Below are 25,109 nucleotides of genomic sequence, written 5' to 3'. Positions count from 1 at the left end.
CTTCGGGAGATTTTTCTACTCCGTTCGAGTGAACGGATCGCGGTTTTTGTCGGTGTTCGATGCGAACATATGTTCGTGACAAGCGAAGGACCGATCCTCCACGCCGATCTCGACGCGTTCTACGCCTCGGTCGAGCAGCGCGACGATCCCCGGCTGCGCGGCAGGCCGGTGATCGTGGGCGGTGGCGTGGTGCTGGCCGCGAGCTACGAGGCGAAGGCGCTGGGCGTGCGCACCGCGATGGGCGGCGCGCAGGCGAGGCGGTTGTGCCCGCATGCCGTGGTGGTGCCGCCGCGGATGTCGGTCTACAGCGCGGCGAGCAAGGCGGTATTCGAGGTGTTCCGCCAGACGACGCCGGCGGTGGAAGGAGTGTCGATCGACGAAGCTTTTCTGGATGTCGGCGGCCTGCGGCGGATCGCCGGGCGTCCGTCCGAGATCGCGGTGCGCCTGCGCGCGGAGGTGCTGGCGCAAGTCGGGCTGCCGATCACGGTAGGGGTGGCGCGCACGAAGTTCCTCGCGAAGGTAGCGAGCGGCGTCGCGAAACCGGACGGCCTGCTGGTGGTGCCGCCTGACGCTGAGCTGGAATTCCTGCACCCACTGCCGGTGGAACGATTGTGGGGAGTGGGAAAGGTGACGTCGGCGAAGCTGCGGGAACGAGGCGTCCGCACCGTTCGCCAAGTCGCCGAGCTGCCCGAAGCCGCGCTGATCTCGATGCTGGGCCCAGGCACCGGCCGCCACCTGCACGCCCTGGCCCACGGCCGCGACCCACGCGCGGTCCAACCAGGAAAACGCCGCCGCTCGATCGGCTCCCAGCGCGCACTGGGCCGCCGCTCGCGCTCGCCGGCTGAACTGGACGAGATCGTAGTGTCCATTGTGGACCGATTAGCGCGTCGCCTGCGCGGCGCGTCGAGGGTCTGCCGAACGGTGGTGCTGCGAATGCGCTTCGCGGACTTCACCCGCGCCACGAGGTCGCACACGCTAGCCGACAGCACTGACCACACGGAAACGCTGCTGTGCGCTGCCCGGGGTCTGCTGTCCGCGGCGCAACCGCTGGTGTACGACCGGGGTTTGACGTTGCTGGGCCTGTCGTTCTCGAATCTCGACAGCCATGGTGCGGTGCAGTTGGCGTTGCCACTGGACCAACCTTCCCGCCCAGCGATGTCCGCCGAGGCCACCGCCCTGGACTCCGCGGTGGACGCCCTGCGAAACCGTTTTGGTGCGGCCGCATTGACGCGGGCGGCGCTGCTGAGCCATGACGCTGGGGTGGAGATGCCTATGCTGCCGGATTGATCGAGTGCGGTGGTCCCGCGGGAGTTCCGCGAGGGCTGTTTCCCGGCTGAGCCCGACCTAGCCCGATGGGGTCTGGCCGAGTCCGGCCGAGCTTGGCTGATTCGGATCGGGCCCGACGGGGCCTGGCCGAGCTTGGCTGATTCGGATCGAGCCCGACGGAGCCTGGCTGAGTCCGACGGAGCCTGGCTGAGTCCGGCTGAGCTTGGTTGAGTCCGGCCGAGCCCGATGAGGCCTGGCCGAGCTTGGCTGAGTCTGATTGAGCCCGACCGAGCACGATGGAGCCTGGCTGAGCCCGACCGACCTTGGCTGAGTCCGGCCGAGCCTGGCTGAGTCCGATCGGGCCCGATGGGCGGGGTGGCTGAGCATGGCGGAGCCCGACCGGGCCCGGCGGAGCCTGGTTGAGTCCGACCGAGCACGATGAAGCCTGGCTGAGCCCGGCCGGGCTCAGCTGAGCCGGGTCGAGTTCGATGGGGCCTGGCTGAGCACGGCGGAGTCCGACTGGCCCGGCGGAGCCTGGCTGAGTCGGGTCGAGTCCGATGGAGCCTGGCTGAGTCCGACTGAGGACGGCCGAGACTGACCGAGCCCGGCCGGGCTCGGTGGAGTCGGGTCGAGTCCGACTGAGTCCGGTCGAGTCCGAACGAGCTTGGCTGTGTCCGACGGAGCATGGCCGTGCCCGGCCGAGCGCGTCGGGTCCGACCGAGCCTGGCCAGGTCCGGTCGAGCGTGACCGAGTCCGGTTGAGCCCGGCAGGGCGGTGTGTTGGGCGAAGGTTGGCGCTTGCTCGCCGGGATGCGAGCACGGTGGCGCGGCGGTGCCGTGGCGCCGGATGCTCGGCGAGGTGGTCAGCGCGGCTGAGCTGTCGTGTACAGCGCTTCGGCCAGTTTGCGCAGCTGACTGCGGCAGGACTCGAGGCTAGTGTCCGGAGTAGCGGGTGTGTAGCCGACGTGGAAAGTGGCGTTGTGGTCCAGGACGATCAGCTCGCAGTCCCGCGGATGAGTTCCCGGGAGCCAATGCGTCTTCTCTCCGAAGGAGAGGCTGACGGGACTGTCATCCTTGCTCAAGGCGGAAGCGCCGGTGAACTCGAGCTGCGCGCTTTCCCGGCCTGATTGCTGGTCGCTCTTCGCGTACCAGTTCGCTTCGAGCCGCAGCTCTGGCAGTCGCTGGTCCGCGGGCGTGAAGCTGCAGAGGAGTGAACCGTTTTTGCTGACTTCGGGGTGCCAGCTGCGGACCACTTCGAAAGCGGCCTGCGGAATTTCCGGCGTCCGGGCAGTAAAACCGGCGCAGGTGGCGAAGTTGGTCTCGTGGTACTTGTCTGGCGTCGGGTCTGCTCCGTGGTCATGCGCTGCGCCCCAAAGGAGTGAGCCGACGCCTACTGTTGCCCACGTGACCAGGAGCGCGGTCACTGCGGTCGCGGCGCCGATTCCCGTCCACAGTGCGATTCGGTGGCTCTTCTTCCGGGTTGGTCCTGCGGTCACGGGTGATTTCCTTGCGCTCCGGGAAATGTCATTACTTATACCGGATCAACCGGCGACCGCGCGCAGTGCGTCTAGGCCGACGCGGATCAGTGGGTGGCTGCTGCTTCCACGGCGAACAGCGGTCAGCAATCGGCGCGTGGGAATTGACGTTCCCAGCAGCGGAATCCGCTTAACCGCATGCGAAGGCAACGGCACAATCCGCGGCATCAGGCACACTCCGAGCCCTTCCGCGACCAGCGCGGATACTGCGTACCACTCCTTGACCTCATGGACGATCCGAGGCGTGAAACCAGCCGCGGCGCAAGCGGCGGTCACCAACGGATAGGTGTCGTTGTTGTGCTTCTTGACGATCCACGGTTGATCGGCCGCCTCGGCGAGTTCGATTCCCTTGCGGCGTCGGGCGAGGGGGTGGGTTGCTGCGACTAGCAGGTCTTGGCGGTCGGTCGTCAGCGCGGACTGTTCGAAGCGGGAATCGGTGACCGGCGGTGCTTCCGGGCTGGGGAGGACCAGGGCGATGTCTGCTTCGTCGGCGAGCAGGAGGCGGTAGCAGTCGGTGCTTTCTTCCTCGGTGATCTGCGGTTCTACCAGTGGATGCGTCGTCCGCAGAGTGGCGACGGCGGGAGCGGAGAGGGTTGCCAGCGCTGAGGAAACGCCGCACAGGCGCAGCGTGCCGCGGAGTTCCGCATCCTCTGCGGCGAGTTCTGCGCGGGCGGCCTCCCATTGGAGTTTCAGCGCGTCGGCGTGGCGGAGCACGATGCGGGCGGCCGGGGTCAATTGCACTCGACGGCCGTGCGGAGCAAGCAGTTCCACGTCCAGATCCCGGGCCAGCAAACGCAATTGCTGAGATACCGCGGACGGCGTCAGGTGCAGCGCGGAAGCGGTCGCGGTCACTGTTCCGTACTCGGCGAGGGTGCGCAGGACGTCCAACCGGTGGTCGATCATGTAGTCCAGGCTAAACGGTTTTGTACGAAAAGATTCGTTGGACGTGGAAGCTTCCAGGCCCAAATCTAGAGAGCATGAGGGATTTACCTGCTCCGGCGCTGATGCTGGGGAGCGTGCTGAGCGTCCAATTTGGACAAGCGGTGGGGAAGCAGCTCTCCGGAGAGGTCGGGGCGTCTGGTGTCGTGGCTCTCAGGCTTGGGCTGGCTGCGGTGGTTTTGCTGGCTCTGTATCGGCCGTCGGTACCGCGCGGTTGGGCGGAAAGAGGGGTGATTCTCGGCTTCGGTACGGCTATCGCCGGGATGAATTTGATCTACCCCGCGTTGACACTCCTGCCACTGGGGCTGGCGAGTGCGCTGCAGTTGTTGGGCCCGATTTCCTTGGCGTTGCTCACTTCGAGGCGGCTGCGTGACGTTGCTTGCGCGGTCTTGGCCGGAGCCGGGGTGTGGTTGTTTTACGCCCCGCGCGACGTCGGTTTTCCGCTCGCGGGTGTGGCGCTCGCGTTGGCGTCGGGAGCTTGCATGGCTGCCTACTTCCTGCTCAGCAAACGCGCCGGGGCCAGGAGCGCGGGCGGGGGTCCGCTGGCGCTGGCGTTGGCTTGGGCTGCCGTTCTTTCGGTGCCGCTCGGGGTAATTGACCAAGGTGCCCGGCTGGTGACGCCGAGGGTGTTGCTCGTCGGACTGGCGGTGGCCGCGTTATCGGCGGTGGTGCCGTATTCGCTGGAGCTGGCGGCGTTGCGACGGTTGCCTGCCCGGACGGTCGGGGTGCTCGCCAGTCTTGAGCCGGCCAGTGCGGGGCTGGCTGGGGTGTTGGTGCTCGGCGAGCATTTGCGCGCGGTGCAGTGGGTGGCGCTGGTGTGCGTGGGCCTCGCTAGCGCGGGAGCGGTGGTCGGGCGGAAGGAAAAGCCAGTTATCCAGCAGATCGGTTGACCAGCGCGGCAATGCCTTCGATCAAGCGGTCCAGGCCGAACGCGTATTCGTGGTCGACGCTGTAAGGAGCCTGATGGGTCTGCCCGGCAGCGGTGCCGACCCGGTCCGCGACTGGGAAGCGTCGCGGTTCGTATACCTCGGCAAGGGCGGGTGCGGTCGCGGCCCACCATTGCTGGTCGGTCATTCCGGTTTGCCGCACGACCCGTGCGGCCTCGACCTTGCGGCGCGCCAAACCTTCGACGTGCGTGGTGACCAGGGTGATCGTCGAGTCCATTTCGAGGTCCGCCAGGCCGATGCCGTCGACGACGGCCAGTTCCAAGTCGTACTTCGCGATCGCGTTGGGGCCCAGCGTCGGACGGCCGGAGAAGACCTGCAGCAGCCACGGATGCCGCAGGTACATCGCCCAGTTGACGGCGGCGACGCGGCGGAGACCGTCGCGCCAGTCGTCGGCGTCTATTTCGGACAGTTCAGCTACCGCTTCGCCGTAGACCGCGTCGACCATCGCTTCGACCAGTTCCGCGCGCGACGCGACGTAGGTGTACAGCGACATCGTCCCGACGCCCAGCGATTCAGCCACCCGGCGCATCGACAGCGTCGCCAGATCCTGTTCGGTGTCGGCGACCTCGACCGCCGCGTCGACGATTCGCGCGGGGGTCAGGCCGTGTTTCGGGCCGCGCTTCGGCAGCTGGCGGGTGCCCCACAGCAGCGCGATCGTCGCGGCGGGGTCGCCGTTGGTGCCGTCAGTCGTCACGGGACCAGCATAGGGACTTTACTCCGTAGGCAATACGGAGTTGTGTGCTAGCCTTCTTCGTATGGCATACGGAGAAGGCGGGCTGCTGGCGCGCGGGGTGCAGAAGCGGTACGGCGAGAGGGCGGCGTTGGACGGGTTTGACCTGCGGGTGGAGCCGGGCACGGTGTGCGGCCTGCTCGGTCCCAACGGTGCGGGCAAGACGACGGCGGTCCGCATTCTGACGACGTTGCTGCGGCCGGACGCTGGCGAAGTGCGGGTCGCGGGGTTCGACGCGGTTGCCGATCCGGACGAGGTGCGGCGGCGGATCGGGCTGGTCGGGCAGAACGCTTCGGTGGACGAGATTCTGACCGGCAGACAGAACCTCGAACTGTTCGCCCGCCTCGGCGGGTTGCCGTCGCGGGCGGCTCGGGCGCGGGCGACGGAACTGCTGGAGCGGTTCGGGCTCAGCGAAGCGGCGGGGCGGTCTGTCTCCGGTTACTCCGGCGGTATGCGGCGCAAGCTGGATCTCGCCGCTGGGCTTCTGCTGAACCCGCAGGTGCTCTTCCTCGACGAGCCCACGACCGGACTCGATCCGGCCGCTCGCATCGACGTCTGGGCGGATGTTCGCGCGCTTGCCGGTACTGGCACGACGGTGCTGCTGACCACGCAGTACCTGGAGGAGGCCGATCAGCTCGCCGACCGGATCGCGGTGCTCGACGCGGGACGGGTCGTCGCCGCGGGCACGCCGGACGAGCTGAAGGCGAAGGTCGGGCCGGACCGGGTCGAGACGGTCGTCCGCAAGCCGACGCTCGACGAGGTTTTCCTGCACCTGACCGGCCACGCTCGCCCGCCCGAGGAGGGGGAGCAGGCGGGTTCCCGGAAAGCCTCGCCCGCCGTCTCCGAGGAGGTTCGATGACCACCGCCACAGGGGCACCCGCGCGCGTGTCCTGGCCGACGCATACCGCCGTCCTGACTCGCCGCATCCTGGTGCACTGGAAGCAACGTCCGTTCTCGATCGCGGTCACGCTGCTGTTCCCGGTCCTGATCGTGGTGATGTTCGGTCAGCTTTTCGGTGGCGCGATGGCCATCCGGGACGGCGCGTACATCGACTTCCTCATCCCCGGCATGCTCGCGATGACCATGCTGTTCGGGCTCGAATCCACTGTCCTCGCAGTGACTTCCGACGCGGCGAAGGGCGTCACCGAACGGATCCGCGCGATGCCGGTCAGCGGGCTCGCCGTGCTGACCGGACGTTGTCTCGCCGACCTGATCAGCGCGGTCGCCGGGCTCGTCGTGATGATGGGGGCCGGGCTGGCGCTGGGGTGGCGTCCGCAGCAGATGTCTGTGCTGGGTGCGGTCGCATTGTTGTTGTGGTTGCGCTTCGCCTTTGTCTGGGTCGGGATTTACCTTGGGCTGCTGCTGAAAACCCCGGAATCGGCGGTTTCGGTGCAGGTACTGGTGTGGCCGGTCGGATTCCTGTCCGGAGTTTTCGTTTCCCCGGACACCATGCCTGCCTGGCTGAGCGCGGTCGCGACCTGGAATCCGCTCACCGCAACGGCTTCCGCGGTGCGTGAGCTGGCGGGTAACCCGGCGTGGGCCGCGAATGGCTGGGCGGCGGAGCATTCCGTGCTGCTCGCGACGGCGTGGCCCGCGGTGCTGACGCTGATCTTCCTGCCGCTCGCCACCCGGCGGTACCGGATGCTCGGGCGCTGAAAAACAGCCGGGCGGCAAGGGAAATCCCCTGCCGCCCGGCCGTACCCCGAGGAGAAGTTCAGGCGCGTGCCTTGGAATGCGTCCGCCCGCGCAGGTCGAGTTCGATTTCCTCCAGCGTGCGGCCCTTGGTTTCCGGGACGAGCCACTTCGTGAGGAAGAACAGGACCACGTTGATGCCCGCGAACAGGAACATCGACCCGCCTAGGCCGAGTGCGCCGGGGTCGGAGATGATCGGGAACACGGCGCTGATGACGCCGGTCGCGGCCCACAGCACGACGCTGCTCACGCCCATGCCCGCCGCGCGGACCTTCAGCGGGAACACCTCGGCCATCATCACCCAGACGACCGCGCCCCAGCCCAGTTCGTAGCCGACCAGGTAAAGCACCATCGCGACCAGCATCAGGATGCCCTTGGTCGCCGTGTCGTGGACCTCCAGCACGATGAACCCGGCCGCGACCAGGGTGATGACCATCAGCACGTTGCCGATCAGCAGCAGCGGCTTGCGGCCCCACCGGTCGACCACGAACACGACCCACGCGGTGAACAGGAACTTGGTGACGCCCAGCAGCACGCCGGACAGCAACGCCGCCTGAGTCGCGAAGCCGAGGCCGATCAGCATCGTCGGGAAGTACGCGTTCACCGCGTTCACGCCGCTGAACTGCTGGCCCATCGCGAGCAGCAGAGCGACCACGAGCATCGGCCGCACGGTCGGCGTCAGCAGGTCGCGGAAGCGGGTCTTCGCCGATTCCGAGTCGAGCCGGATGACCTCGCGGATCGTGCCGATTTCCTCGTCGACGTTCACGCCGCCGCCGTGCGAGCTGAGCAGGACCGCGCGGGCCTGTTCCTCCTGGCCGTTCGCGACGAGCCAGCGCGGGGTTTCGGGCAGGAACACCAGGCCCGCCAGCAGGATCACCGCGGGCACGATCGCTCCGGCGAACATCAGCCGCCAGTTGCCCGACGTGCCGAGCCCGTAGCTGACCAGGAACGCGATCAGGATGCCGAGCACGATGAAGATCTGGTTCAGCGCGCCCATCGCCCCGCGCAGCCGCGCCGGAGCGAGTTCCGACAGGTACGTCGGGACCGTCGAGGACGACAGGCCGATGCCGACGCCGATCACGAGCCGGGAAATGATCAGCAACGCGAATGTCGGCGAGAAAGTGGCCGCGAGCGTGCCGATGATGACGACGACCGCGGCGACCATGATCGTCCGGCGGCGGCCGAGCCGCTCGTTGAGTCGCGAGGAGAAACTCGCGCCGACGATCGCGCCGATCGAAATGCTCGCGGTGATGACGCCCTTGTCCCAACCGGACAGGCCCCAGAGTTTCCCGATGAACGGCAACACCCCGGAAATCACGCCGAGGTCGTAACCGAACAGGATGCCGCCGAGGGCACCGAAGAAGTACAGCGTCGTTCTGCCGATGGGCCGCCGCGCCGCGGCTGTCTGTGTCATTGCCGAGCCGTCTCTTTCCGGGATGGCCGGCCGGTCCTGGTCCGCTGACCGGGAGGCCAGCGCCGTCCGGGCCGGACGAGTGGGGGTCGAGGGACAAGGACTGCCGGACTGGTCCAGCACTGCGGAACGGCCGAACCCGCCGCCGCGCAACGCCTTTCCTCGTCGCGTGCCGGCTTGTCCCGCTCCGGTACGAACTTCGCCGTACACAGTCACACGCTGGTCAGCGGCGGGCAAGACGCGGGCTGATAACTATTCAGTCACGTGACTAGCGTTCACATATGTGGACAAGCTAGGCGAGGGTTTGTGCAGGTCAGAGCCTTGGCGAGGGAATCATGGCAGGAGTTTTCGCGAAGGTCGAACTGTGCGGAACCGGGTGCCGCGGACGTCCGTCGTACGGGTCGTCCGGTCGCCGCGGTGGGGGAGATGCGCATGGGAACGGGTTTCGAGGTCGCTCCGGCGGAGGTCGCGACCGCGGCCGGACGGGCGCGGCAGGCGGCGGCGACCGTGCGGGCGGCCGACCTCGCGGGCGCGCTTGCCGGCGTCGGGCTTTCCGGCGGCACGAGCGTGGCCGCGGCGGATCGGCTGTCCGGCACCTGGGGGCGGGCCGTTCCGAAGTGGACGGCCGACACCGAGTCCTACGCGGGGAACCTGGACCAGGCCGCGGCCGGCTACCGCGACAGCGACCACAACGCCACCGGCGAGATCGCGGCGGCGGGCCGATGATCACTTGGGGAGACGTCCGGCGCTGGAATCCCGCCGACCTCGCTTCGGCGGTCGACGCGCTCGGCGCCCGGGCCGCGCGGCTCACCGGCGCGAACGACGACGCCGACGCCATGACGAAGTTCGGCTCCTGGCAAGGCGACTCGGCGGACGCGGCAACGGCCAAAGGTACTGCGCTGACAACGGAATTGCGGCAACTGACCACTGACGTGTCGGCGGTCCGGCGCGGGGTGCACGACGCGCAGCTGGCGGTCGAGCGGATCAGCTCCGCGGTGCGCGAGCTCGACGATTTCGCCGCACGCAACGGAATGCGGATCGACGACGGCGGCGGAGTCAGCGGCGAACCCGAACGACAGGCTGAGGTCGCCGACCGGGTCGGCCAGATTCTCCGGGAGGCCACCGGGGTCGACGCGGATCTGACCGTCGTGTTCGACCGCGCGGCCAACGGGGAAAGCGGCGGATCCGGGGTCGTCGCGCTGGCGATGGCGACCAGCAGCCAGCCGAAGCCGAACGGCACCCCGGCGGAGAACCGTGCGTGGTGGGACAGCCTCTCCGACTCTGCGCAGTCTTCGATCCTGCGCGACAACCCGGACCTGATCCGCAATCTCGACGGCATCCCGGTTGTCGATCGCGACGCGGCGAATCGTGTTGTGCTGCAACAGGAAATCGACAAGCGGAAGGGCGACGACGCTCAATTGCGCGGCCTCACCGCGATCCGCGACCGGCTCGCGGCCACCGGCGACGGCAAACCTCCTGCTTTCCTGATCTCGCTCGACGTGAGCGGCGACGGCACCGCGGTGGTCGCCGCCGGGAATCCGGACACCGCGGCGAATGTCGCGACGTACGTTCCTGGCACCGGCAGCGAGCTGGCCAAGATCGGCGGCGACCTCGGCCGGTCGGACAAGATGTGGCAGTCGGCGACGATGGCGGGCTCGCCGTCGACCTCGGTGATCACCTGGGTCGGTTATGACGCGCCGAATGAGCTTGTGGACGCCGCCAGCGAGAAATACGCCGACGGCGGCAAGGAACAGTTGTCGAAATTCGAGGACGGCCTGCGCGCGTCGCATGAGGGCGCACCGTCGCACAACACCGTGCTCGGCCACAGCTACGGCACGACGGTGATCGGCCACGCGGCTCGCGACGGCGGGCTCAATGCCGACGACCTGATCTTCGTCGGCAGCCCCGGCGTCGGCGTCGAGCACGCGAACCAGTTGCATCTCGACGGTGTGCCGCAGGACCAGGTCGCCCAGCACGTCCACTCGACGGTCGCGCAGCACGACCTCATCAAGATCACCAACATCGGTCTCCCCGGCCACGATCCGCTCGGCCCGAGCCCGGCCGGCGACGGCTTCGGCGGCCAGGTCTTCGAATCGGCTCCGGGCGACAAGGGCCCGTGGTACGAGGGCGGCCTGTCCGGGGCCGCGCACAGCCAATACTGGGAGGACAACAACCCGTCGCTGCGCAGTTTCGGCAGGATCATCGCCGGGTTGCCGGCGTGACGGCGCGCCGCACCGCGCTGGCCTGCCTCGCCGCCGTTCCTCTCGTAGCCTGCTCCCCAGGAGGTGCAGCCATGAACCCCACGATCACCGAAAACGAAGCCCGCGACCAGGTCGAGGACTACGTGCGCGGCGCGTTCTCCGCGCTGCCCGCGCCCGCCGGGCGGGAACTGTTCTCCCGCAACCGTTCCGAATGCACCGACCCGACCGACAACGGTCCGGAGGGGCGGTTCGAGATCTCCGCCACCTACGAGGTGACCGGCCTCGGACCGGACACCTTCAAGGCGCAGTTCGAGGCCGTCGTGAAGTGGTGGCAGGGGCACGGCTTCACCGTCCTGACCGACCGGCGGCCCACCGACCAGTACGTCTTCGCGCGCAATGAGCGGGACGGCTTCGACATGTCGTTGCAGGCCAACGAGCTCGGGAAGCTCTATTTGGGTGCGACGTCGCCTTGCGTCTGGCCGAAGGGGACTCCTGAAGCCGCGGCCGCCGTCGAGGAGCCGGAGGTTGTGGAGGCTTCGGAACCGGAACGGCCCCGGCCGCGTCGCGCGCCGGTGGACGACGAGGACTTCGGCCAGACGTCCTGGTCCGACGGAGGCACTGCGTTCTAGAGTGGACCAGCAGGTCCAATCAGGAGGCAGGCGATGACGCTCACGCGCAAGGGCGAAGCCACGCGGCAACGGATCGTGGAGGGCGCGGCCGACGTGATCCGCGAGCGCGGCGTGCTCGCGACGACGCTGGACGACGTCCGCGCGCAGACCAAGACCAGCAAAAGCCAGCTGTTCCACTACTTCCCGGACGGCAAGGAAGAACTGCTGCTGGCCGTCGCGCGCTGGGAGGCCGACCGGGTGCTGGAGGTGCAGCAGCCGTCGCTCGGCTCGCTGCGCACCTGGGACGACTTCCGGACCTGGCAGCAGGTGGTGCTGGGGCACTACACCGAGCAGGGCCGGCACTGTCCGTTGAATGTCGTGATGTCGCAGATCGGCCGCAACACGCCGGGCGCGCAGGCGGTGGTGACGCAGCTGATGCAGCGGTGGCTCTGCGAGCTGACCGCGGGGATTGAGAACCTGCGCGCGGCGGGGGAGGTCCGGCCTGGGCTGGACCCGAAGCAGGCGGCGTCGGCGTTGCTGGCGGGGGTGCAGGGCGGGGTGCTGATGCTGCTGACTACCGGCGAACCGCAGCATCTGGAGGCGGCGCTTGAGGTGGGGATCGCTGGGTTGCGCGCCTGAAAATAGGGGTAGCCGCGGGAAATTTGCTGGATTGGCGGCGAGTTGGGCCTGGCATGAGTCAAGGACCCGCACCCCGGCAACTGTCTGACGAAGCTCTCTCGGCCCTGCTCGGCCAGCAGCGGTTCGGCACGCTCGCGACGATCAAACGCAATGGTCAGCCGCATCTGACGACCATGCTGTACAGCTGGGATCCCGGCACCCGGACGGTGCGTTTCTCCACGACTGCCGACCGCAGCAAGGTCGGCCACCTGCGTCGCAACCCGCGGGCGACGGTGCACGTTCAGGGCGGCGACGTGTGGTCGTTCGCCGTTGCCGAGGGGCAGGCGGAGGTTTCCGGGGTCACCGAGGTTCCCGGCGACGCGGTGGGTCAGGAGTTGCTCGCGATGCTTCCGGAAGCCGCGCGGCCCGAGGACCCGGCGGAGTTCCTGAAGCAGCAGGTGGACGAGCGGCGAGTCGTGATCCGGCTCGCGGTCGAGCGGCTTTACGGCACCGCGCTCAACGTCTGAGGTGCCGCGACACGGTGAAGGGCCCCGGTGTTCCGGAACCCTTCACCGGCTGTTCGTTCAGGCGTTCTTGATCGCGGAGATCTCGAACTCGAGGGTGATCTTGTCCGAGACCAGCACGCCGCCGGTCTCGAGCGCGGCGTTGAACTTCACGTTGTAGTCGCTGCGGTTGATCGAGGTCGAGCCCTCGAAGCCGACGCGGTCGTTGCCGAACGGGTCCTTCGCGGAGCCGCCGAACTCGAACGGGACGGTGACCGACTTGGTGACGTCCTTGATGGTCAGGTCGCCGGTCACGTCGAAGGTGTCCTCGCCGGTCTGGGTGATCCCGGTGGAGGTGAAGGAGATGGTCGGGAACTCGTCGCAGGACAGGAAGTCGTTGTTGCGCAGGTGGCCGTCGCGGTCCGCGTTGCGGGTGTCGACGCTCTTGCTCTGGATGGTGATGCTGGCGCTGGAGTTCGCCGGGTTCTCGCCGTCCAGGGTGAACGAGCCTTCGAACTCGTTGAAGGAGCCGCGGACCTTGGTGACCATGGCGTGGCGGGCGACGAAGCCGATCCGGCTGTGCGAGCCGTCGATCGTGTAGGTGCCGGTCAGGTGGGCGTAGGTGGTCGCGCTGGTCATGTGTTCCGTTCCTTCGGGTCCTTGGTTGAGTGTTCAACTAGCACTGTAGCCCACAATAACTGATTGCGCGAGCAAGTGTCGGATATACTCCCCCTCTGTGGTGAACAGAACCCCGCTGACCAGTGAAGAAGAAGCAGTGTGGCGTCCGTTGATGCGCGTCGTCACGATCCTGCCGAGGGCTCTCGAGGACCAGTTCGCGCACGACAACGGCGTCTCGCTGACCGATTACACCGTGCTCGTGTCGCTCTCGGAAGCGCCCGAAGGCAGGCTGCGGCTCACCGACTTGGCGGAGGCCACGGCGCTGTCGCTGAGCCGGATCAGCCGGGTCGTGGAGGCGATGGTGCGCCGCGGCCTGGTGCGGAAGGTGAAGTGCCCGCAGGACCGCCGGGCCGCGCACGCGACGCTCACCGAACTCGGGCAGGCCAAGCTCGCCGCCGCGTACCCCGGGCATCTTCAGCGCGTACGGTCGTTCCTGTTCGACCACCTCTCGCCCGAGGAGGTCCGCGCCGCGGGCCCGATCCTCGCCCGGCTGGCTGCCGCGCTGGAGCCGTCGGACTGTTCGGCCTGCCCGGACGACTAGACCCGCCCCCGACGAAAGGCTGCCGATGCCCGACCAGGGTGAGTTCAAGCGCGACACGAACTACATCTCCGACCGCATCACCGCCGACGGCCGCGACGGCTGGCCGGTGGAGCCGGGCCGCTACCGCCTGGTGATCGCGCGAGCGTGCCCGTGGGCGAACCGCGCGTCGATCGTGCGCAGGCTGCTGGGTCTCGAAGAGGTGCTGTCGATGGGCCTGTGCGGCCCGACGCACGACGAACGCAGCTGGACCTTCGACCTGGACCCCGGCGGCCGCGACCCGGTGCTCGGCATCCAACGGCTGCAGGAGGCGTTTTTCGCGCGGTACCCGGACTATCCGCGCGGGATCACCGTTCCGTCCATTGTGGATGTACCCAGTGGACAGATCGTGACCAACGACTTCAAGCAGATGACTGTTGACCTGTCGTTGGAATGGGGCGCCTACCACCGGGACGGCGCGCCGGAGCTGTACCCGCAGCGGCTGCGTGACGAAATTGAGGACGTCGCGGAGAAGGTGTTCCGGGATGTGAACAACGGCGTGTACAAGGCGGGTTTCGCCACTTCGCAGGAGGCCTACGAAGAGGCGTACCGTGCGCTGTTCTCCCGGCTGGACTGGCTTTCCTCGCGCTTGGCGGGGCAGCGGTATCTGGTGGGGGACACGATCACCGAGGCGGACGTGCGGCTGTTCACGACGCTGGTCCGGTTCGACGCGGTGTACCACGGGCATTTCAAGTGCAACCGGCAGAAGCTCACGGAGATGCCGGTGCTGTGGGCGTACGCGCGGGATCTGTTCCAGACGCCCGGGTTCGGGGACACGATCGATTTCGGGCAGATCAAGGAGCATTACTACGTGGTGCACCGGAATGTGAACCCGACCGGGGTGGTGCCGCTGGGGCCGGAGCTCGCGGGGTGGCTTACGCCGCATGGGCGAGAGGAGCTGGGCGGGAGGCCGTTCGGGGACGGGACGCCGCCTGGGGAGCCGCCGGTGGGGGAACGGGTGCCTGAGTTGGGCGCATGACGGTTTATCAGGTACCTCACTTACTGAGTCAGATGAGCTAATTCCTGCATAGAAGGAAGCATCATTTTTGTTCTGCCCCGCACTCGATTCCGTTAAGGTTTTTTGGCGGTATTCTTTCTAGCTCTTCTATTCTATACATAAGATCTTCGGCGACGCCGTCGCCATGGATTGCATTGATGAGCGTGCATAGGTCCATGAGGGCAAAGGCCCAAATCACCGATTCAGTCGGTGTTACTTCGACGGGAATGTTTAACCGGAATTCTACTGCAGATTCTTGAGCTTGAGCTGCCCAAAGCGCGCCCGCTACGAGTGAGAATTCATTGCTTGCGGCGGCTCTGACGTTGATTCTCCTATACAATTTTCGCACAAGCAGGTCTGCGACAAACTTAACCTTATCATCGCCTTCGGAGTCAGCCATGGGGATTTCTCCGTGAAAAAGTGTTGGCCCTGAAAGCATGATATCGACAAGGTATAAAAATGCTCCGACCAGCGCATGCCAATTACGCTCGGAGGAATCTATCATCGGTACGTCTGCGCTGTCGTCAGCCAGCATGTTCTCTATGAGTTTTATAGCTGTTGGTATATCGCCGGGAACAATCGGTCCTCCTGCTCCTCTGATGGCAACTATTCCTTCTGCGACATCCGAGCTGACAAAAGCTCCGATTCGATTTCCTCGTCGTGTCAGATGAACGACGGTGTTCCTGAGCTTCACATCTTCGGTCACTTCCTTGAATCTGATGCGCGCCTCGCGGACGCCGATCTCCGACTCGTTGAGCCGTTCTAGGTTCTCGAACACGACGTCAAGTTAGCATGGTGGGTGCTGAGGCACTGCTGTCAATGTGTACACAACAGGACTTGGCTTTGATCTGCATGGAGGGCAGACTCGAGGAAGGTGAGCGGGGCTGAGCGCGGGCCCTGCCGGGTTCGTCAAGGAGAACGAGGGCGTGGAGAAAAGTTCAAAAGGCAAGCTATCGAAAAAGCGCAACAGCAAGAATGGGAAAATAGAAAATGACGACCTTATTCATTTCTTGACGTGTATAATTAGCGGTTGGGGGTCGACGATGCGGTTCTTGGTGATCGTCGTTGTTTGCACTGCGGTCGTGGGTATTATTATTTGGCTGCTGAGGCTGAGCGTCGAATTTGGCTCAGTGCGAATTATTCAGCCATAATCTGATTCTGGTCGAAAATGTCGGCGTGTGGAGTTGTCCACTCTGGCGGGTGAATTATCGGGCAGCGTCTAATCTTCATCAGTATTGAGAAGAATCCGCAGCAGCTCTTCGGGCGCGTCACGCATCACGTCGTGCTTGCTGTCCAGCGCGTGCACATTCCACTGTGGATCGTCGAGAAGCCGCCGATAAGTCGGCTCGAATGGCGACCCGCCGTCCCAAATCGTCGCGTACACGTAGTCCCGGCGGCGGAATCGGCTCAGGTCGGCGTCCAGTCGGATCGACTGCAGCAGTGACGCCAGCGGATGAGCCGACGCGCGCGGGTCGAAGAACGGCAGCGGCGGCACGGCGTATCCGGTCTCGCCGACGCTCAGATACCACTCGCGCTGCCGGTCATCGGTCAAACTCCAGCAGGAGTCGCCGTTTTCCGGGACGAACGCGTCGAGGTACACGAGTGAATCGACCAGTTCCGGCACCCGGTCGGCGGCACCGGTGATGACCATCCCGCCGTAGCTGTGGCCGACCAGCACGGCGCGTTCGACCTGCTCGGCCTGCATCGCGCGGACGACGTCCTCGATGTGGGTCTCGAGGTTGACCCCGCCGTTCAGCAGGTGCTGCCGTTCGCTGAGGCCGGTGAGCGTCAGCGGGAGCACGCGGTGGCCGCGGTCGCGCAGCTGGCCGGTGAGCCGGTCGAAGCACCAGCCGCCGTGGCAGGCGCCGGGGACGAGGACGTAGGTGGTCATGGACGCAACGCTAGAAGCCGCGCGGCGAGAAGTCCAAGAGCTGGTTCTTCCGTGATCCAGAAGCAGTGGTTATGCCCGGCTGGGCAAGGGGAGGTCGTGCGACTTGCGGAAGTCGTTCAGGGCGGCCCAGGCGAGGTGCGGGTCTAGAGCGAGCCGTCGGCGGGCGATGGCCAGTTCGTGCAGGCTCGGCGTGAGGCGGGACTGGGTGAGCGCGTCGGTGAACATGTCCAGGACGGTGGCGCAGAAGAGGACGAACGCGCTGCTGTGCAGGCGCAGCCGGTTGACCGCGTCGGCTAGGTCGGGTGTTGCTCCTTCATGCAACGAGGCGGCCAGTTCGGCGAGTTCCACTGCTTCGCGGGTGTCGGGGATGCGGAGCAGTTTCGGCCACAGTTCCGCCAGCTCCGGTGTTTGCGGGAGTCCGCGAGCCTGCGCGATGAAGCCGCTCGACTTGGCAGCCAGGTCGGTGCAGATCAGGATGCTCGTGACGGTCGACAGCGACGGTTCGTAGTGTTCGGTCGTCACGTCCACCATGTCGATCGTGGTGCGGCGCAGGTCGCGCGGCAGGCCGCCGGACAGGCAGTGGCCGAGGTAGCAGAACTGCTCCGGGACGCCGGGCAGCCGTTGCGCGATCCACAGCCTGCTTTCGTCCAGCGTGAACGATTCCAGGCGCACCACTTCGGAAAACGCGCTGTCGAAGGCGTCGCGCACGGCCAGGCCGCGTTGCTCGAAGCTGAGCACCGCGTCGTCGGACACCGCCACGAAATACAGGCAGCCGGGCACGCCGAAGATGCCCTTGATGTCGTTCACCAGCTGCTGGGCCTTGTCCTGCTCGCCGATCTTGTCCAGCTCGTCGATGGCGACCACGACCCGGTCGGTGATCCCCTCCTCGCGCAACGACTCGGCGGTCAGCTGGGCGAACGCGCGGAACTCGTCGACGACTTCCGGATGGGTCAGCTGCTGTTCGGCCCGCTGCGTGGTGCGGGTGCGGCCCAGTTCGCCGCCCGCCGGGACGGCGAGTTTTCCCGACCAGCCGGTGGTGTAGGTCAGCAGGTACTGGATCCGGAGCAGCTGTCGGCGAGCTTCGGCCTGCAGGGCGCGCGGTCCGGCTGACGACTTTCGACGCAGGAGGATTACCAGCGCGCCGACTGCTGCGGTGAGGAGTTTCGCTGCCCAGCGGAGCGTGAGGACGGCGACTGTGGCCAATGCGATCCGGTTGCTCACCGGCTGGTCTGTCCACAAAGGAGCAATCAGGTCAGGGAACTGCACGCCGGTAACGGTTTTCCACAGTTCAGCGGGAAAGCGCGTGAATTTCCCGTTCCACAGCAGGCCGCCGATCGCCCAGCCGAGCGCGGCCGAGACGGCGAGGTCGGCCGTTCCGCGCAGGACCCGGCGGGCCCACCATCGCCAGCCGGTTCCCGGGCCGACTACCTGCCGGACCCGGGCGAGGACGGCTTGGCACAGCAGTTTGTGCAGGTGCAGCACGAAATCGCGGGCGTCGTAGGTGGCTGGCGCGGAGGCGACCACCACCAGTGGCGCCGGGTTTTCGCTGCCGTGCAACAGACCTCGTTGCATGGAACGGATCGCGGTGGTCTTGCCCGACCCGCGTTGCCCGCCGAGTGCGACCGCGCCGGAGCCCGCGCGTTCGAGGACGCGCCGCAGCCGTTTCGCCGCCGCTGTCGGCACGATTCGGCTGCTGTCCTCCTCGCCGAGGTCGTGTTGCTGGTCGAAAACCAGTGTGGTGCCGAAGTGCAGCCGGCGGTGCGCGGAGATGACGTCGCGGACCTCGGGCAGCACGATCTCGCGCGCGGCGAACGAGCGGCGCGGCCCCAGGCCGAATTGCTCCTCGTGGAACTGCATGGCTTCCGGGTTGATCCATTCGCGCAACGAGGTGACCTTGCGGACCGCGAGCGCGCCGGTGGCGAACAGGACGCACGGCATCATCACTCCGGCGAAGACCCGGAGGAACAGCGGGAGCTGGCTCCACGCCGCGCTCATCAGGCTGAGGTAGGCGAGCCCGAGCAGCACCGCGACGATCAGCCAGGCCACCTCGCGCGGCGACACCGCGCGGTTTCGCGGACGGAACCCTCGGTCGCCCTCGGCCATGACCTGGTCCTGCAGCGTCCGGATCTTCGCGAGGAGAGTCTCGTTCGCGAAGAGCTCTTCGCGCACGACTTCGGCGCGCAGCGATTCGCGGGCGAGGAGCTGGATGACCGCGGGGGAACCGAGCGTTTCGTCGATGAGAGAGGCGAGTGCGGCTTGCGCGGTCCAGGAGTCGAAGTCCTCGAGGTCTTCCTCCCCGATGGAGTGCGGGTCGCTCCGCTCGCCAGTCACCGGCGGATGATGCCATACGAAGGGCGTTGAGCAGGCCGGTTAGCGGGAAGCGACCTCCAACAGTCGCAACGCGTCCCGGGAGGCGGCGTCGCGCGGCGTATAGGCCTCGAGCTGGTGGTCGGGGCTGTCGGGCTGGAGCCAGACCTGGTAGTCGATGTTCACGGGCCCGAGCGTCGGGTGGCGCAGGTCCATCGGGCCGCTCGTGCAGTCCACGACGTCGCCGGCCGCCCAGAGCGCGGCGAATTCCGGGCTGCCCATGGCGAGTTCGCCGATCAGCTCCGCGAGCCGGGCGTCGGTCGGATGTTTGCCGGACATCAGGCGCAGGTAGCCGACGTGGGTGCGGGCCATCTCCGCCCAGTTGCGGTACAGGTCGCGGTGCAGCGGGTCGAGGAAGAACATCCGCGGGATCGACGGGCGGGTCTCGGGCGAGTCCGGCGCGGCGTAGTCGAGGTGTTCGGCGTGCAGGAGGTGGCCGGTGCGGTTCCAGCCGAGCACGTCGCCGCGGCGGCCGAGGACGATCGCGGGGACGCTGTCGCTCAGCGCGTGCAGCAGGGTCGCGACGTGCGGGTCCAGCGTTTCCGGCGCGGGGCGCACCAGCCGGGGGACTCCGCAGCGCTGGGCGAGGTTGTGCAGATGGCTCGACTCGGTCTCGTCGAGGTTGAGCACTCGCGCGAGCGCATCGAGCACCTGCGGCGACGCGGTGCCGGACTGGTCCTGCTCCAGCCGCGTGTAGTAGCCGACGCTGACGCCCGCGAGCTGGGCGAGTTCCTCCCGGCGCAGACCCGGCACCCGGCGGAGCGTGCCGTACGTCCGCATCCCGGCGGCGTCCGGCGTCACGCGGTCGCGGCGGGTCTTGAGGAACACGCCGAGGGTTTCGGTCTGCATGATCCCGATCGTAGGCAAGCTCGCGGACCAGTGCCTGCACCTGCGAGGGGTACTCATCGCCGGTGCTGGCCGAGCGCGGCCGCGGGTTCCGAGGATCGGGAGCATGACGGAAACTCGCCGCGCCTGGCTGGGTCTGCTCGTGGTGCTCGGACCGGTCCTGCTGGTCTCGATGGACGGTTCGATCCTGTTCCTGACCATGCCGACCATCACCCGCGCCCTCGCCCCGACCGCCGACCAGGCCCTGTGGATCCTCGACAGCTACGGCTTCGCGGTCGGCTCGCTGCTCATCGCGTTCGGCAACCTCGGCGACCGCTACGGGCGGCTGAAACTGCTGATGATCGGCGTCGCGGTTTTCGGGGCGGGTTCCGCCGGCGCCGCGTTCGCGCCGACGCCGGAATGGCTCATCGGCTGCCGCGTGCTCATGGGGCTCGGCGGCGCGACGCTGTTGCCTTCGGGGCTCGCGGTGCTCAGCGAACTGTTCCCCGAGCCGCGGCGGCGGGCCAGGGCGATCGGGATTTTCGCCGCGACGTTCGCCGCGGGGTTCGCGATCGGCCCGATTCTCGGCGGGCTGCTGCTGAGCCGATTCGGCTGGGGATCGGTGTTCCTGGTCAATCTGCCGGTCGTCGCGGTCTTTCTCGCGGCCGCGCCGGTGGTGCTCCGGGAAGCCAGGACGACCCGGCCGGGCAAGGTCGATCTGCTCAGTATCGCCTTGTCCGCGGGCGGTTTGCTGCTGGCGGTCTACGCGGTCAAGGAATTCGCCGCCTACGGTCCTTCTTGGCCGGGCGCGTTCGCCGGCGTTGCCGGGGCCGGGGTGCTGACGTGGTTCGTGCTGCGGCAGCGGACGTTGGAGTATCCGCTCCTCGATGTGACTTTGTTCCGCGAGAAGGTGTTCACCGTCGCGGTGATCACGGGGGTGCTGTCCCTGTTCGCGTGGTCGGCGGCGGCGTATCTGACCGGGGTTTACCTCCAGTCGGTGCTGGGGTTGTCCGTGCTGCACGCCGCGCTGCTGGCGCTTCCGGGCGCGGTCGCACTGACCGCGACGTGCGTCCTCACCCCGGCGCTCGCCGCGCGGATCGGGAGCCGGGCGGCCTTGGTGACGTGTCATTTCGCGATCGCGCTCGGGCTGGCTCTGCTACTGGCGACCACGGTCACCGGTGGGGCCGGATGGTTCGTCGCCTCGACGGTGGTCGCCGGTTTCGGTTACGGAATCTCGTTCTCGCTAGTCGCGGACACGGCGGTCGGCGCGGTTCCGGCGGATCGGGCCGGTTCGGCGGGGGCGATCAGCGAGACGGCCAACGAGATCGGTCATGCGCTGGGAATCGCGTTGCTGGGGTCGGCGGCGGCGTTCGTTTTTCGGTTGCTGGCACCGGAGGGGGCTGCCGCTGCGAAGGGGGCGGTGGTGAGTGGGTTGCATGTCGCGATGGGGGTGGCGGCGGTGCTTTGTGTGGGGCTGGGAGCGCTCGCGTTGCGGTGGCTTCCCGAGTCAGCCGAGGACGTCGTAAGCGAGGGCGATCGGGTCGTCGACTGTGCCTGAGGGTTCGGCATGAACGGCGGCTTCGACGGCAGTCGCGTCCGGCAGGGCCAGGTGCGGACCACCGAGGAGGTCGTGTGCGGCGGCTAAAAGGTCGGCGGCGGCGACCGGGCGGTTGACGCGCAGCGCGTGGTCGGCGACGCCCAGGAGGATGATCGCCAGATACAGCACCTCACCGGCTTCCGCGGCCAAGGCGAGTGCTTCGCGGCGGCGATCCCGGGCCGTGGGCAGGTCGCCGGTTTGGGCGTCCAGGTAGGCGTGCGAATGCTGGATCATCGCGCGGAACAACGGATGCGGCTCGGATTCGCTCAACAGCGCTTCGGCGCGGTTCAGTTCCAGCCGCGCTTCCGCCAGATCGCCGCGCCAGCGGGCCAGGTCCGCTTTCGTCTGGGCCAGGAACGCGAGCGCATCAGGGAACGGCACACTCCGCGCGTCGCGTTCGGCGGCGGTTACCGCGGCCGCTGCCGCTGCCTTGTCGCCTAGTTGCCAGAAGAGGTGTGCTTGCCGTCCGCGGGCGAAGAGAACATCCTCCGCCGAACCGATTTCCGAGACGACTTGGATCGATTCCTCATAGCACGAAACGGCTTCCTCCAGTTCGCCGCGACGGCCGACGACATCGGCGAGGCTGTTCAGCGCCAGCGACATTCCCCAGCGTTCCCCGCACAGCCGGAACAGCCGGACGGCCTCGCGGATGTCGGCTTCCTGCGCGGCCGGGTCGTGCCAGAGGTTCAGTTGCGTCCGCGCTCGGTGCAGCCGGGCATGCGCGCGCAGCCACGGGTCGTCGTCGGCCAGCAATTCGTCCAATGTGGACTTCAACGTGCTGCTGTCCGCGGTCTGCGTGAACACCGGGATGATCGATCGCAGCAAGGAATTCTTGCTGTCGCGGCTGAGTTCGAGCGCTTTGCGGCCCAAGGCGTCGGCGGAGGTTTCGGAGGTCATGCCGATGGTCAGCAGCAACGCGGCCATCGCGTACCCCATCGCGCGCAGTTCGCGATCCACCTCGCCGGGCAGCGCCAAGGCCGCCTCGATCAGTTCCTGCGCCTCGGTTTTGTGGCCGGTCAGCATCCAGAACCACGCGCACGACGTCGCCAGCCGAAGCGCCGTCGTGGCCTCGCCAGCGGCAATCGCGCCGCGCGCCGCGGAGATCAGGTTGCCGTGTTCGGCGGCGAAGCGGGCCAGCCATTCGATCTGTTCGGCGCGGCGCAGGTACTTGTCGCCGGTTTCGGCGAAGCGGGCGAACCACTCGGCGTGCGCCCGGCGCAGTTCCTCGCGTTCGTCGGCCACTGTCAGCTGTTCCAGGCCGTACGCCTTGATCGTCTCGAGCATCCGGTAGCGCGGCTCGGCGTCCCCGGAAACGGTGATTAGCGATTTGTCGACTAACGCGCTGAGCAGCTCCGATGTACCGCCGCAGACCGCTTCCGCTGCCTCGGCGGTCGCCCCGCCGGAGAACACCGACAACCGGCGCAGCAATTGCCGTTCGTCCGGTTCCAGCAGGTCCCAGCTCCAGTCGACCACCGCGCGCAGCGTGCGATGCCGCGGCAGCGCGGTCCGGCTGCCCGCGGTGAGCAGGCGGAACCGGTCATCGAGCCGGGCGGCCAGCTGTGACACGGTCAGAGACCGCAACCGGGCCGCGGCGAGTTCGACTGCGAGCGGCATTCCGTCGAGCGCCCGGCAAATCCGCACCACGTCGTCCACAGTGGACTCGTCGACGGTGAATCCCGGCCGGACGGCAGCGGCGCGGTCGGCCAGCAGCCGCACCGAGGCGCACGACATCGCTTCGACGGGCGTCGCGGTTTCCGCTGGCAGCGTCAGCGGTTCGACTGGCCAGAGCGCTTCGCCGGTCACTGCCAACGGTTCCCGGCTGGTCGCGAGAATGCGCAGCCGGGGGCATTCGCCGAGCAGATGGTCGGCCAGTTCCGCGGCGGCTTCGATGACGTGCTCGCAATTGTCGAGCACCAGTACCGCGTCCCGATCGCGCAGCGCTCTCGTCGCCCGCTCGCGTGGGGTGCCGATGGCGAGCGTCCCGGGGTACATCTGTTCGCGCAGGCCCAGCGCGTCGAGCACGGCCTGCGGGACGTCCGCGCCATCGGTGAGCGGAGCCAGTTCGACGAACCACACGCCATTGCGTTCGGACAGCAGATGCCGTCCGGTTTCCGTGGCCAGCCGGGTCTTTCCGGCCCCACCGGGCCCGGTCAGCGTGGTCAGCCGGTATTCGCCGACCAGCTTGGCCACGCGCGTGACCTCGGTGTTCCGGCCGACGAAACTCGTCAGCCCGGCCCGTAGGTTCGTGCGCGCTTCGTCCTCGTCGGCCACCGTTTCGCGGAGGATCTTGGTGTGCGCGGCGGACAGTTCGGGTGCCGGGTCAGCGCCGAGTTCATCTGCCAGCGCCATCCGGATTCGCGCGAACACCTGCAGCGCTTCGGCTGGTCGTCCGGCGGCTTGCAGCGAGAGCATCAATGCCGCGGCCAGCCGTTCGCGCAGCGGATGTTCGGCCAGCTGTTTCGACAGCTCCTCGGCGAGATCCGCGCCGTGCCCCAGCCGGAGCACGGCTTCGGCGTACTCCTCGGTGGCGGAAAGCCGCAGCTCGTTCAGCCGCACGATGTGGCCCTGGAAGAACTGCGCGTCGGAGACGTCTCCGAGTGCCGGACCGCGCCACAGGTTGAGCGCCTCGCGCAGCAGCACCACTCGCTTCTCGTCGGGTGCCGTCCTGGCCGCAGTGACCAGCTCCTCGAACCGCGCCGCGTCCACGGTCGCCTCGGGCAGCCGGTAGCCGGACGGCGTGGAATCGAGCCGCGTCCCGGCCCGGCGAAGTCGCGAGACCAGCGCCTGCAGCGCGTTGGCCGTGGCCGGCGGACGCGTCCCCCAGACGGCGTCGACGAGCCGCCCAGCCGAGACGACCTGGCCAGGCTCCAGCGCGAGGGCGCTCAGCAGCGTCCGCAATCGGACGCCGGTGATCTCGACCGCGGCACCGTCGTCGTTCCGGACCTCCAGCGGGCCCAGCAAGCCGATCCGCACCTGGTCGATGATGCCGGGTCGGCGGCCGTCCCGTCCTCCGGGATCTCCCCGATATCCAGGAGCTTCGAGCAGAAAAATGGAGTCGACACCAAGTTTGGAGTCTGCTTCACTATTCGGCGTGGGGCTTCGGGAGCGGAAGAAGCAGGAGACGGTACGGCGGATCGCGGAAACCGCGCTGCGGATGTTCGTTGAGCGCGGATTCGACGCGGTGACGATCGCCGAGGTCGCGGAGGCCTCCGACGTCGCGGTCAACACGGTCTACAACCACTTCCGCGTCAAGGAAGACCTGGTCCTGCCGCCGTCGGAAGCTTCGGCGGGACGGCTGGCCGAGATCGTGCAGGCGCGCGGGCCAGGGGCGTCCGCGGCGCGCGCGGTGCTGGACCGCCTGCGCGACGAGATCCGGCAGCGCTCGCGGACGATCGGGCTCAGCCCCGGGTTCGGCCGGGTGCTGCCGATGATGCTGGCCGCGCCCACGCTCGCCGCCCGGCTGCAGGATCTCGGTCAGCAGATGGTCGCCGAACTCGCCGACCTGCTGGTCGCGGAAACCGGTGCGGCACAGGACGATCCGGTGCCCAGGCTGGTCGCCGCGCAGATCGGGTGGGTGCACAGCCTGCTGTATGGCGAGATCGGCAACCGCACCGTCGCCGGAGAGCGGCCGGACGACATCGCGGAGGCGGCGTTGACGCTTCTCGACGCGGTAGAAGGCCTGCTCAGCGACCAAGTACTGACTTATGCGACCCGAAAGGACGCCTGAC

At 67.6% G+C, this 25,109-nt stretch carries 23 protein-coding genes; 13 read left to right on the top strand and 10 right to left on the bottom strand.

Features of this window, described 5'->3' with window-relative positions; all coding sequences use genetic code 11:
- Positions 1–69: 69 nt before the first annotated feature.
- Positions 70–1,287, top strand: coding sequence for a DNA polymerase IV (gene dinB / locus AB5I40_RS19710; protein ID WP_370940005.1), 1,218 nt, complete (start codon positions 70–72; stop codon positions 1,285–1,287).
- Positions 1,288–2,128: 841 nt separating this feature from the next.
- Here dinB and AB5I40_RS19705 read toward each other — a convergent pair.
- Positions 2,129–2,761 carry a hypothetical protein gene (locus tag AB5I40_RS19705; RefSeq protein ID WP_370940004.1) on the bottom strand — a complete coding sequence of 211 codons (633 nt, stop codon included), beginning with the start codon at positions 2,759–2,761 and terminating at the stop codon, positions 2,129–2,131.
- A 45-nt stretch (positions 2,762–2,806) separates the two neighbouring features.
- Complete coding sequence (locus AB5I40_RS19700; RefSeq protein ID WP_370940003.1) at positions 2,807–3,703, bottom strand: LysR family transcriptional regulator; 897 nt, start codon at positions 3,701–3,703, stop codon at positions 2,807–2,809.
- A 74-nt stretch (positions 3,704–3,777) separates the two neighbouring features.
- Here AB5I40_RS19700 and AB5I40_RS19695 point away from each other — a divergent pair, with 74 nt between their 5' ends.
- Entirely contained in the window at positions 3,778–4,629 is an 852-nt protein-coding gene (locus AB5I40_RS19695; protein ID WP_370940002.1) for a DMT family transporter, read from the top strand.
- Here the strand turns inward: AB5I40_RS19695 and AB5I40_RS19690 are convergent.
- Positions 4,610–5,380 carry a TetR/AcrR family transcriptional regulator gene (locus AB5I40_RS19690; RefSeq protein ID WP_370940001.1) on the bottom strand — a complete coding sequence of 257 codons (771 nt, stop codon included), beginning with the start codon at positions 5,378–5,380 and terminating at the stop codon, positions 4,610–4,612. The genes AB5I40_RS19695 and AB5I40_RS19690 overlap by 20 nt on opposite strands.
- Before the next feature lie 61 nt (positions 5,381–5,441).
- On the opposite strand from AB5I40_RS19690, the gene AB5I40_RS19685 reads away from it, so the two are divergent.
- Together AB5I40_RS19685 and AB5I40_RS19680 are read left to right on the top strand one after the other, a co-directional pair.
- Positions 5,442–6,275 (top strand): ABC transporter ATP-binding protein, encoded by an 834-nt coding sequence (locus AB5I40_RS19685; RefSeq protein WP_370940000.1) that lies wholly within the window; start codon positions 5,442–5,444, stop codon positions 6,273–6,275.
- Positions 6,272–7,072 (top strand): ABC transporter permease, encoded by an 801-nt coding sequence (locus AB5I40_RS19680; RefSeq protein WP_370939999.1) that lies wholly within the window; start codon positions 6,272–6,274, stop codon positions 7,070–7,072. Before AB5I40_RS19685 ends, AB5I40_RS19680 begins: the two co-directional genes overlap by 4 nt.
- Positions 7,073–7,130: 58 nt before the next feature.
- On the opposite strand, the gene AB5I40_RS19675 is transcribed toward AB5I40_RS19680, so the two are convergent.
- Positions 7,131–8,522 carry a sugar porter family MFS transporter gene (locus tag AB5I40_RS19675; RefSeq protein ID WP_370939998.1) on the bottom strand — a complete coding sequence of 464 codons (1,392 nt, stop codon included), beginning with the start codon at positions 8,520–8,522 and terminating at the stop codon, positions 7,131–7,133.
- 429 nt (positions 8,523–8,951) lie between these two features.
- Between AB5I40_RS19675 and AB5I40_RS19670 the strand changes: the two genes are divergently transcribed.
- The 5 genes from AB5I40_RS19670 (at position 8,952) to AB5I40_RS19650 (ending at position 12,473) form a co-directional block, all read left to right on the top strand.
- Complete coding sequence (locus AB5I40_RS19670; RefSeq protein ID WP_370939997.1) at positions 8,952–9,245, top strand: hypothetical protein; 294 nt, start codon at positions 8,952–8,954, stop codon at positions 9,243–9,245.
- Positions 9,242–10,741 (top strand): alpha/beta hydrolase, encoded by a 1,500-nt coding sequence (locus AB5I40_RS19665; RefSeq protein ID WP_370939996.1) that lies wholly within the window; start codon positions 9,242–9,244, stop codon positions 10,739–10,741. Before AB5I40_RS19670 ends, AB5I40_RS19665 begins: the two co-directional genes overlap by 4 nt.
- Before the next feature lie 71 nt (positions 10,742–10,812).
- Positions 10,813–11,349: a hypothetical protein gene (locus AB5I40_RS19660; RefSeq protein WP_370939995.1), complete on the top strand. Its 537-nt coding sequence runs from the start codon at positions 10,813–10,815 to the stop codon at positions 11,347–11,349.
- Positions 11,350–11,382: 33 nt separating this feature from the next.
- Positions 11,383–11,967, top strand: coding sequence for a TetR/AcrR family transcriptional regulator (locus tag AB5I40_RS19655; protein WP_370939994.1), 585 nt, complete (start codon positions 11,383–11,385; stop codon positions 11,965–11,967).
- 53 nt (positions 11,968–12,020) lie between these two features.
- Complete coding sequence (locus AB5I40_RS19650) at positions 12,021–12,473, top strand: pyridoxamine 5'-phosphate oxidase family protein (protein ID WP_370939993.1); 453 nt, start codon at positions 12,021–12,023, stop codon at positions 12,471–12,473.
- A gap of 57 nt (positions 12,474–12,530) precedes the next feature.
- Here AB5I40_RS19650 and AB5I40_RS19645 read toward each other — a convergent pair whose 3' ends face one another.
- On the bottom strand, positions 12,531–13,088 hold the full coding sequence (locus tag AB5I40_RS19645; RefSeq protein WP_370939992.1) for a YceI family protein: 558 nt from the start codon (positions 13,086–13,088) through the stop codon (positions 12,531–12,533).
- 97 nt (positions 13,089–13,185) lie between these two features.
- Here AB5I40_RS19645 and AB5I40_RS19640 point away from each other — a divergent pair, with 97 nt between their 5' ends.
- Together AB5I40_RS19640 and AB5I40_RS19635 are read left to right on the top strand one after the other, a co-directional pair.
- Positions 13,186–13,668 carry a MarR family winged helix-turn-helix transcriptional regulator gene (locus AB5I40_RS19640; RefSeq protein ID WP_370939991.1) on the top strand — a complete coding sequence of 161 codons (483 nt, stop codon included), beginning with the start codon at positions 13,186–13,188 and terminating at the stop codon, positions 13,666–13,668.
- A 25-nt stretch (positions 13,669–13,693) separates the two neighbouring features.
- Complete coding sequence (locus AB5I40_RS19635; protein WP_370939990.1) at positions 13,694–14,683, top strand: glutathione S-transferase family protein; 990 nt, start codon at positions 13,694–13,696, stop codon at positions 14,681–14,683.
- Between the two features lie 61 nt (positions 14,684–14,744).
- Here AB5I40_RS19635 and AB5I40_RS19630 read toward each other — a convergent pair whose 3' ends face one another.
- From AB5I40_RS19630 to AB5I40_RS19615, 4 genes are all read right to left on the bottom strand, one after another.
- Positions 14,745–15,479, bottom strand: coding sequence for a hypothetical protein (locus AB5I40_RS19630; protein ID WP_370939989.1), 735 nt, complete (start codon positions 15,477–15,479; stop codon positions 14,745–14,747).
- 441 nt (positions 15,480–15,920) lie between these two features.
- Complete coding sequence (locus AB5I40_RS19625) at positions 15,921–16,592, bottom strand: alpha/beta fold hydrolase (protein WP_370939988.1); 672 nt, start codon at positions 16,590–16,592, stop codon at positions 15,921–15,923.
- 69 nt (positions 16,593–16,661) lie between these two features.
- On the bottom strand, positions 16,662–18,923 hold the full coding sequence (locus tag AB5I40_RS19620; protein ID WP_370939987.1) for a hypothetical protein: 2,262 nt from the start codon (positions 18,921–18,923) through the stop codon (positions 16,662–16,664).
- A gap of 39 nt (positions 18,924–18,962) precedes the next feature.
- A complete protein-coding gene (locus AB5I40_RS19615; RefSeq protein WP_370939986.1) occupies positions 18,963–19,808 on the bottom strand; it encodes a helix-turn-helix domain-containing protein in 846 nt (281 codons plus the stop codon).
- Positions 19,809–19,911: 103 nt separating this feature from the next.
- Here AB5I40_RS19615 and AB5I40_RS19610 point away from each other — a divergent pair, with 103 nt between their 5' ends.
- Positions 19,912–21,342, top strand: coding sequence for an MFS transporter (locus tag AB5I40_RS19610; RefSeq protein WP_370939985.1), 1,431 nt, complete (start codon positions 19,912–19,914; stop codon positions 21,340–21,342).
- Here the strand turns inward: AB5I40_RS19610 and AB5I40_RS19605 are convergent.
- Positions 21,292–24,354 (bottom strand): BTAD domain-containing putative transcriptional regulator, encoded by a 3,063-nt coding sequence (locus AB5I40_RS19605; RefSeq protein WP_370939984.1) that lies wholly within the window; start codon positions 24,352–24,354, stop codon positions 21,292–21,294. The genes AB5I40_RS19610 and AB5I40_RS19605 overlap by 51 nt on opposite strands.
- A gap of 118 nt (positions 24,355–24,472) precedes the next feature.
- Between AB5I40_RS19605 and AB5I40_RS19600 the strand changes: the two genes are divergently transcribed.
- Positions 24,473–25,108: a TetR/AcrR family transcriptional regulator gene (locus tag AB5I40_RS19600; protein ID WP_370939983.1), complete on the top strand. Its 636-nt coding sequence runs from the start codon at positions 24,473–24,475 to the stop codon at positions 25,106–25,108.
- Position 25,109: the final 1 nt, after the last annotated feature.

Origin of the sequence: Amycolatopsis sp. cg13 (assembly GCF_041346965.1) — a bacterium.
Taxonomy (GTDB): Bacteria; Actinomycetota; Actinomycetes; order Mycobacteriales; family Pseudonocardiaceae; genus Amycolatopsis.
This window is presented reverse-complemented; position numbering and strand designations above follow the sequence as displayed.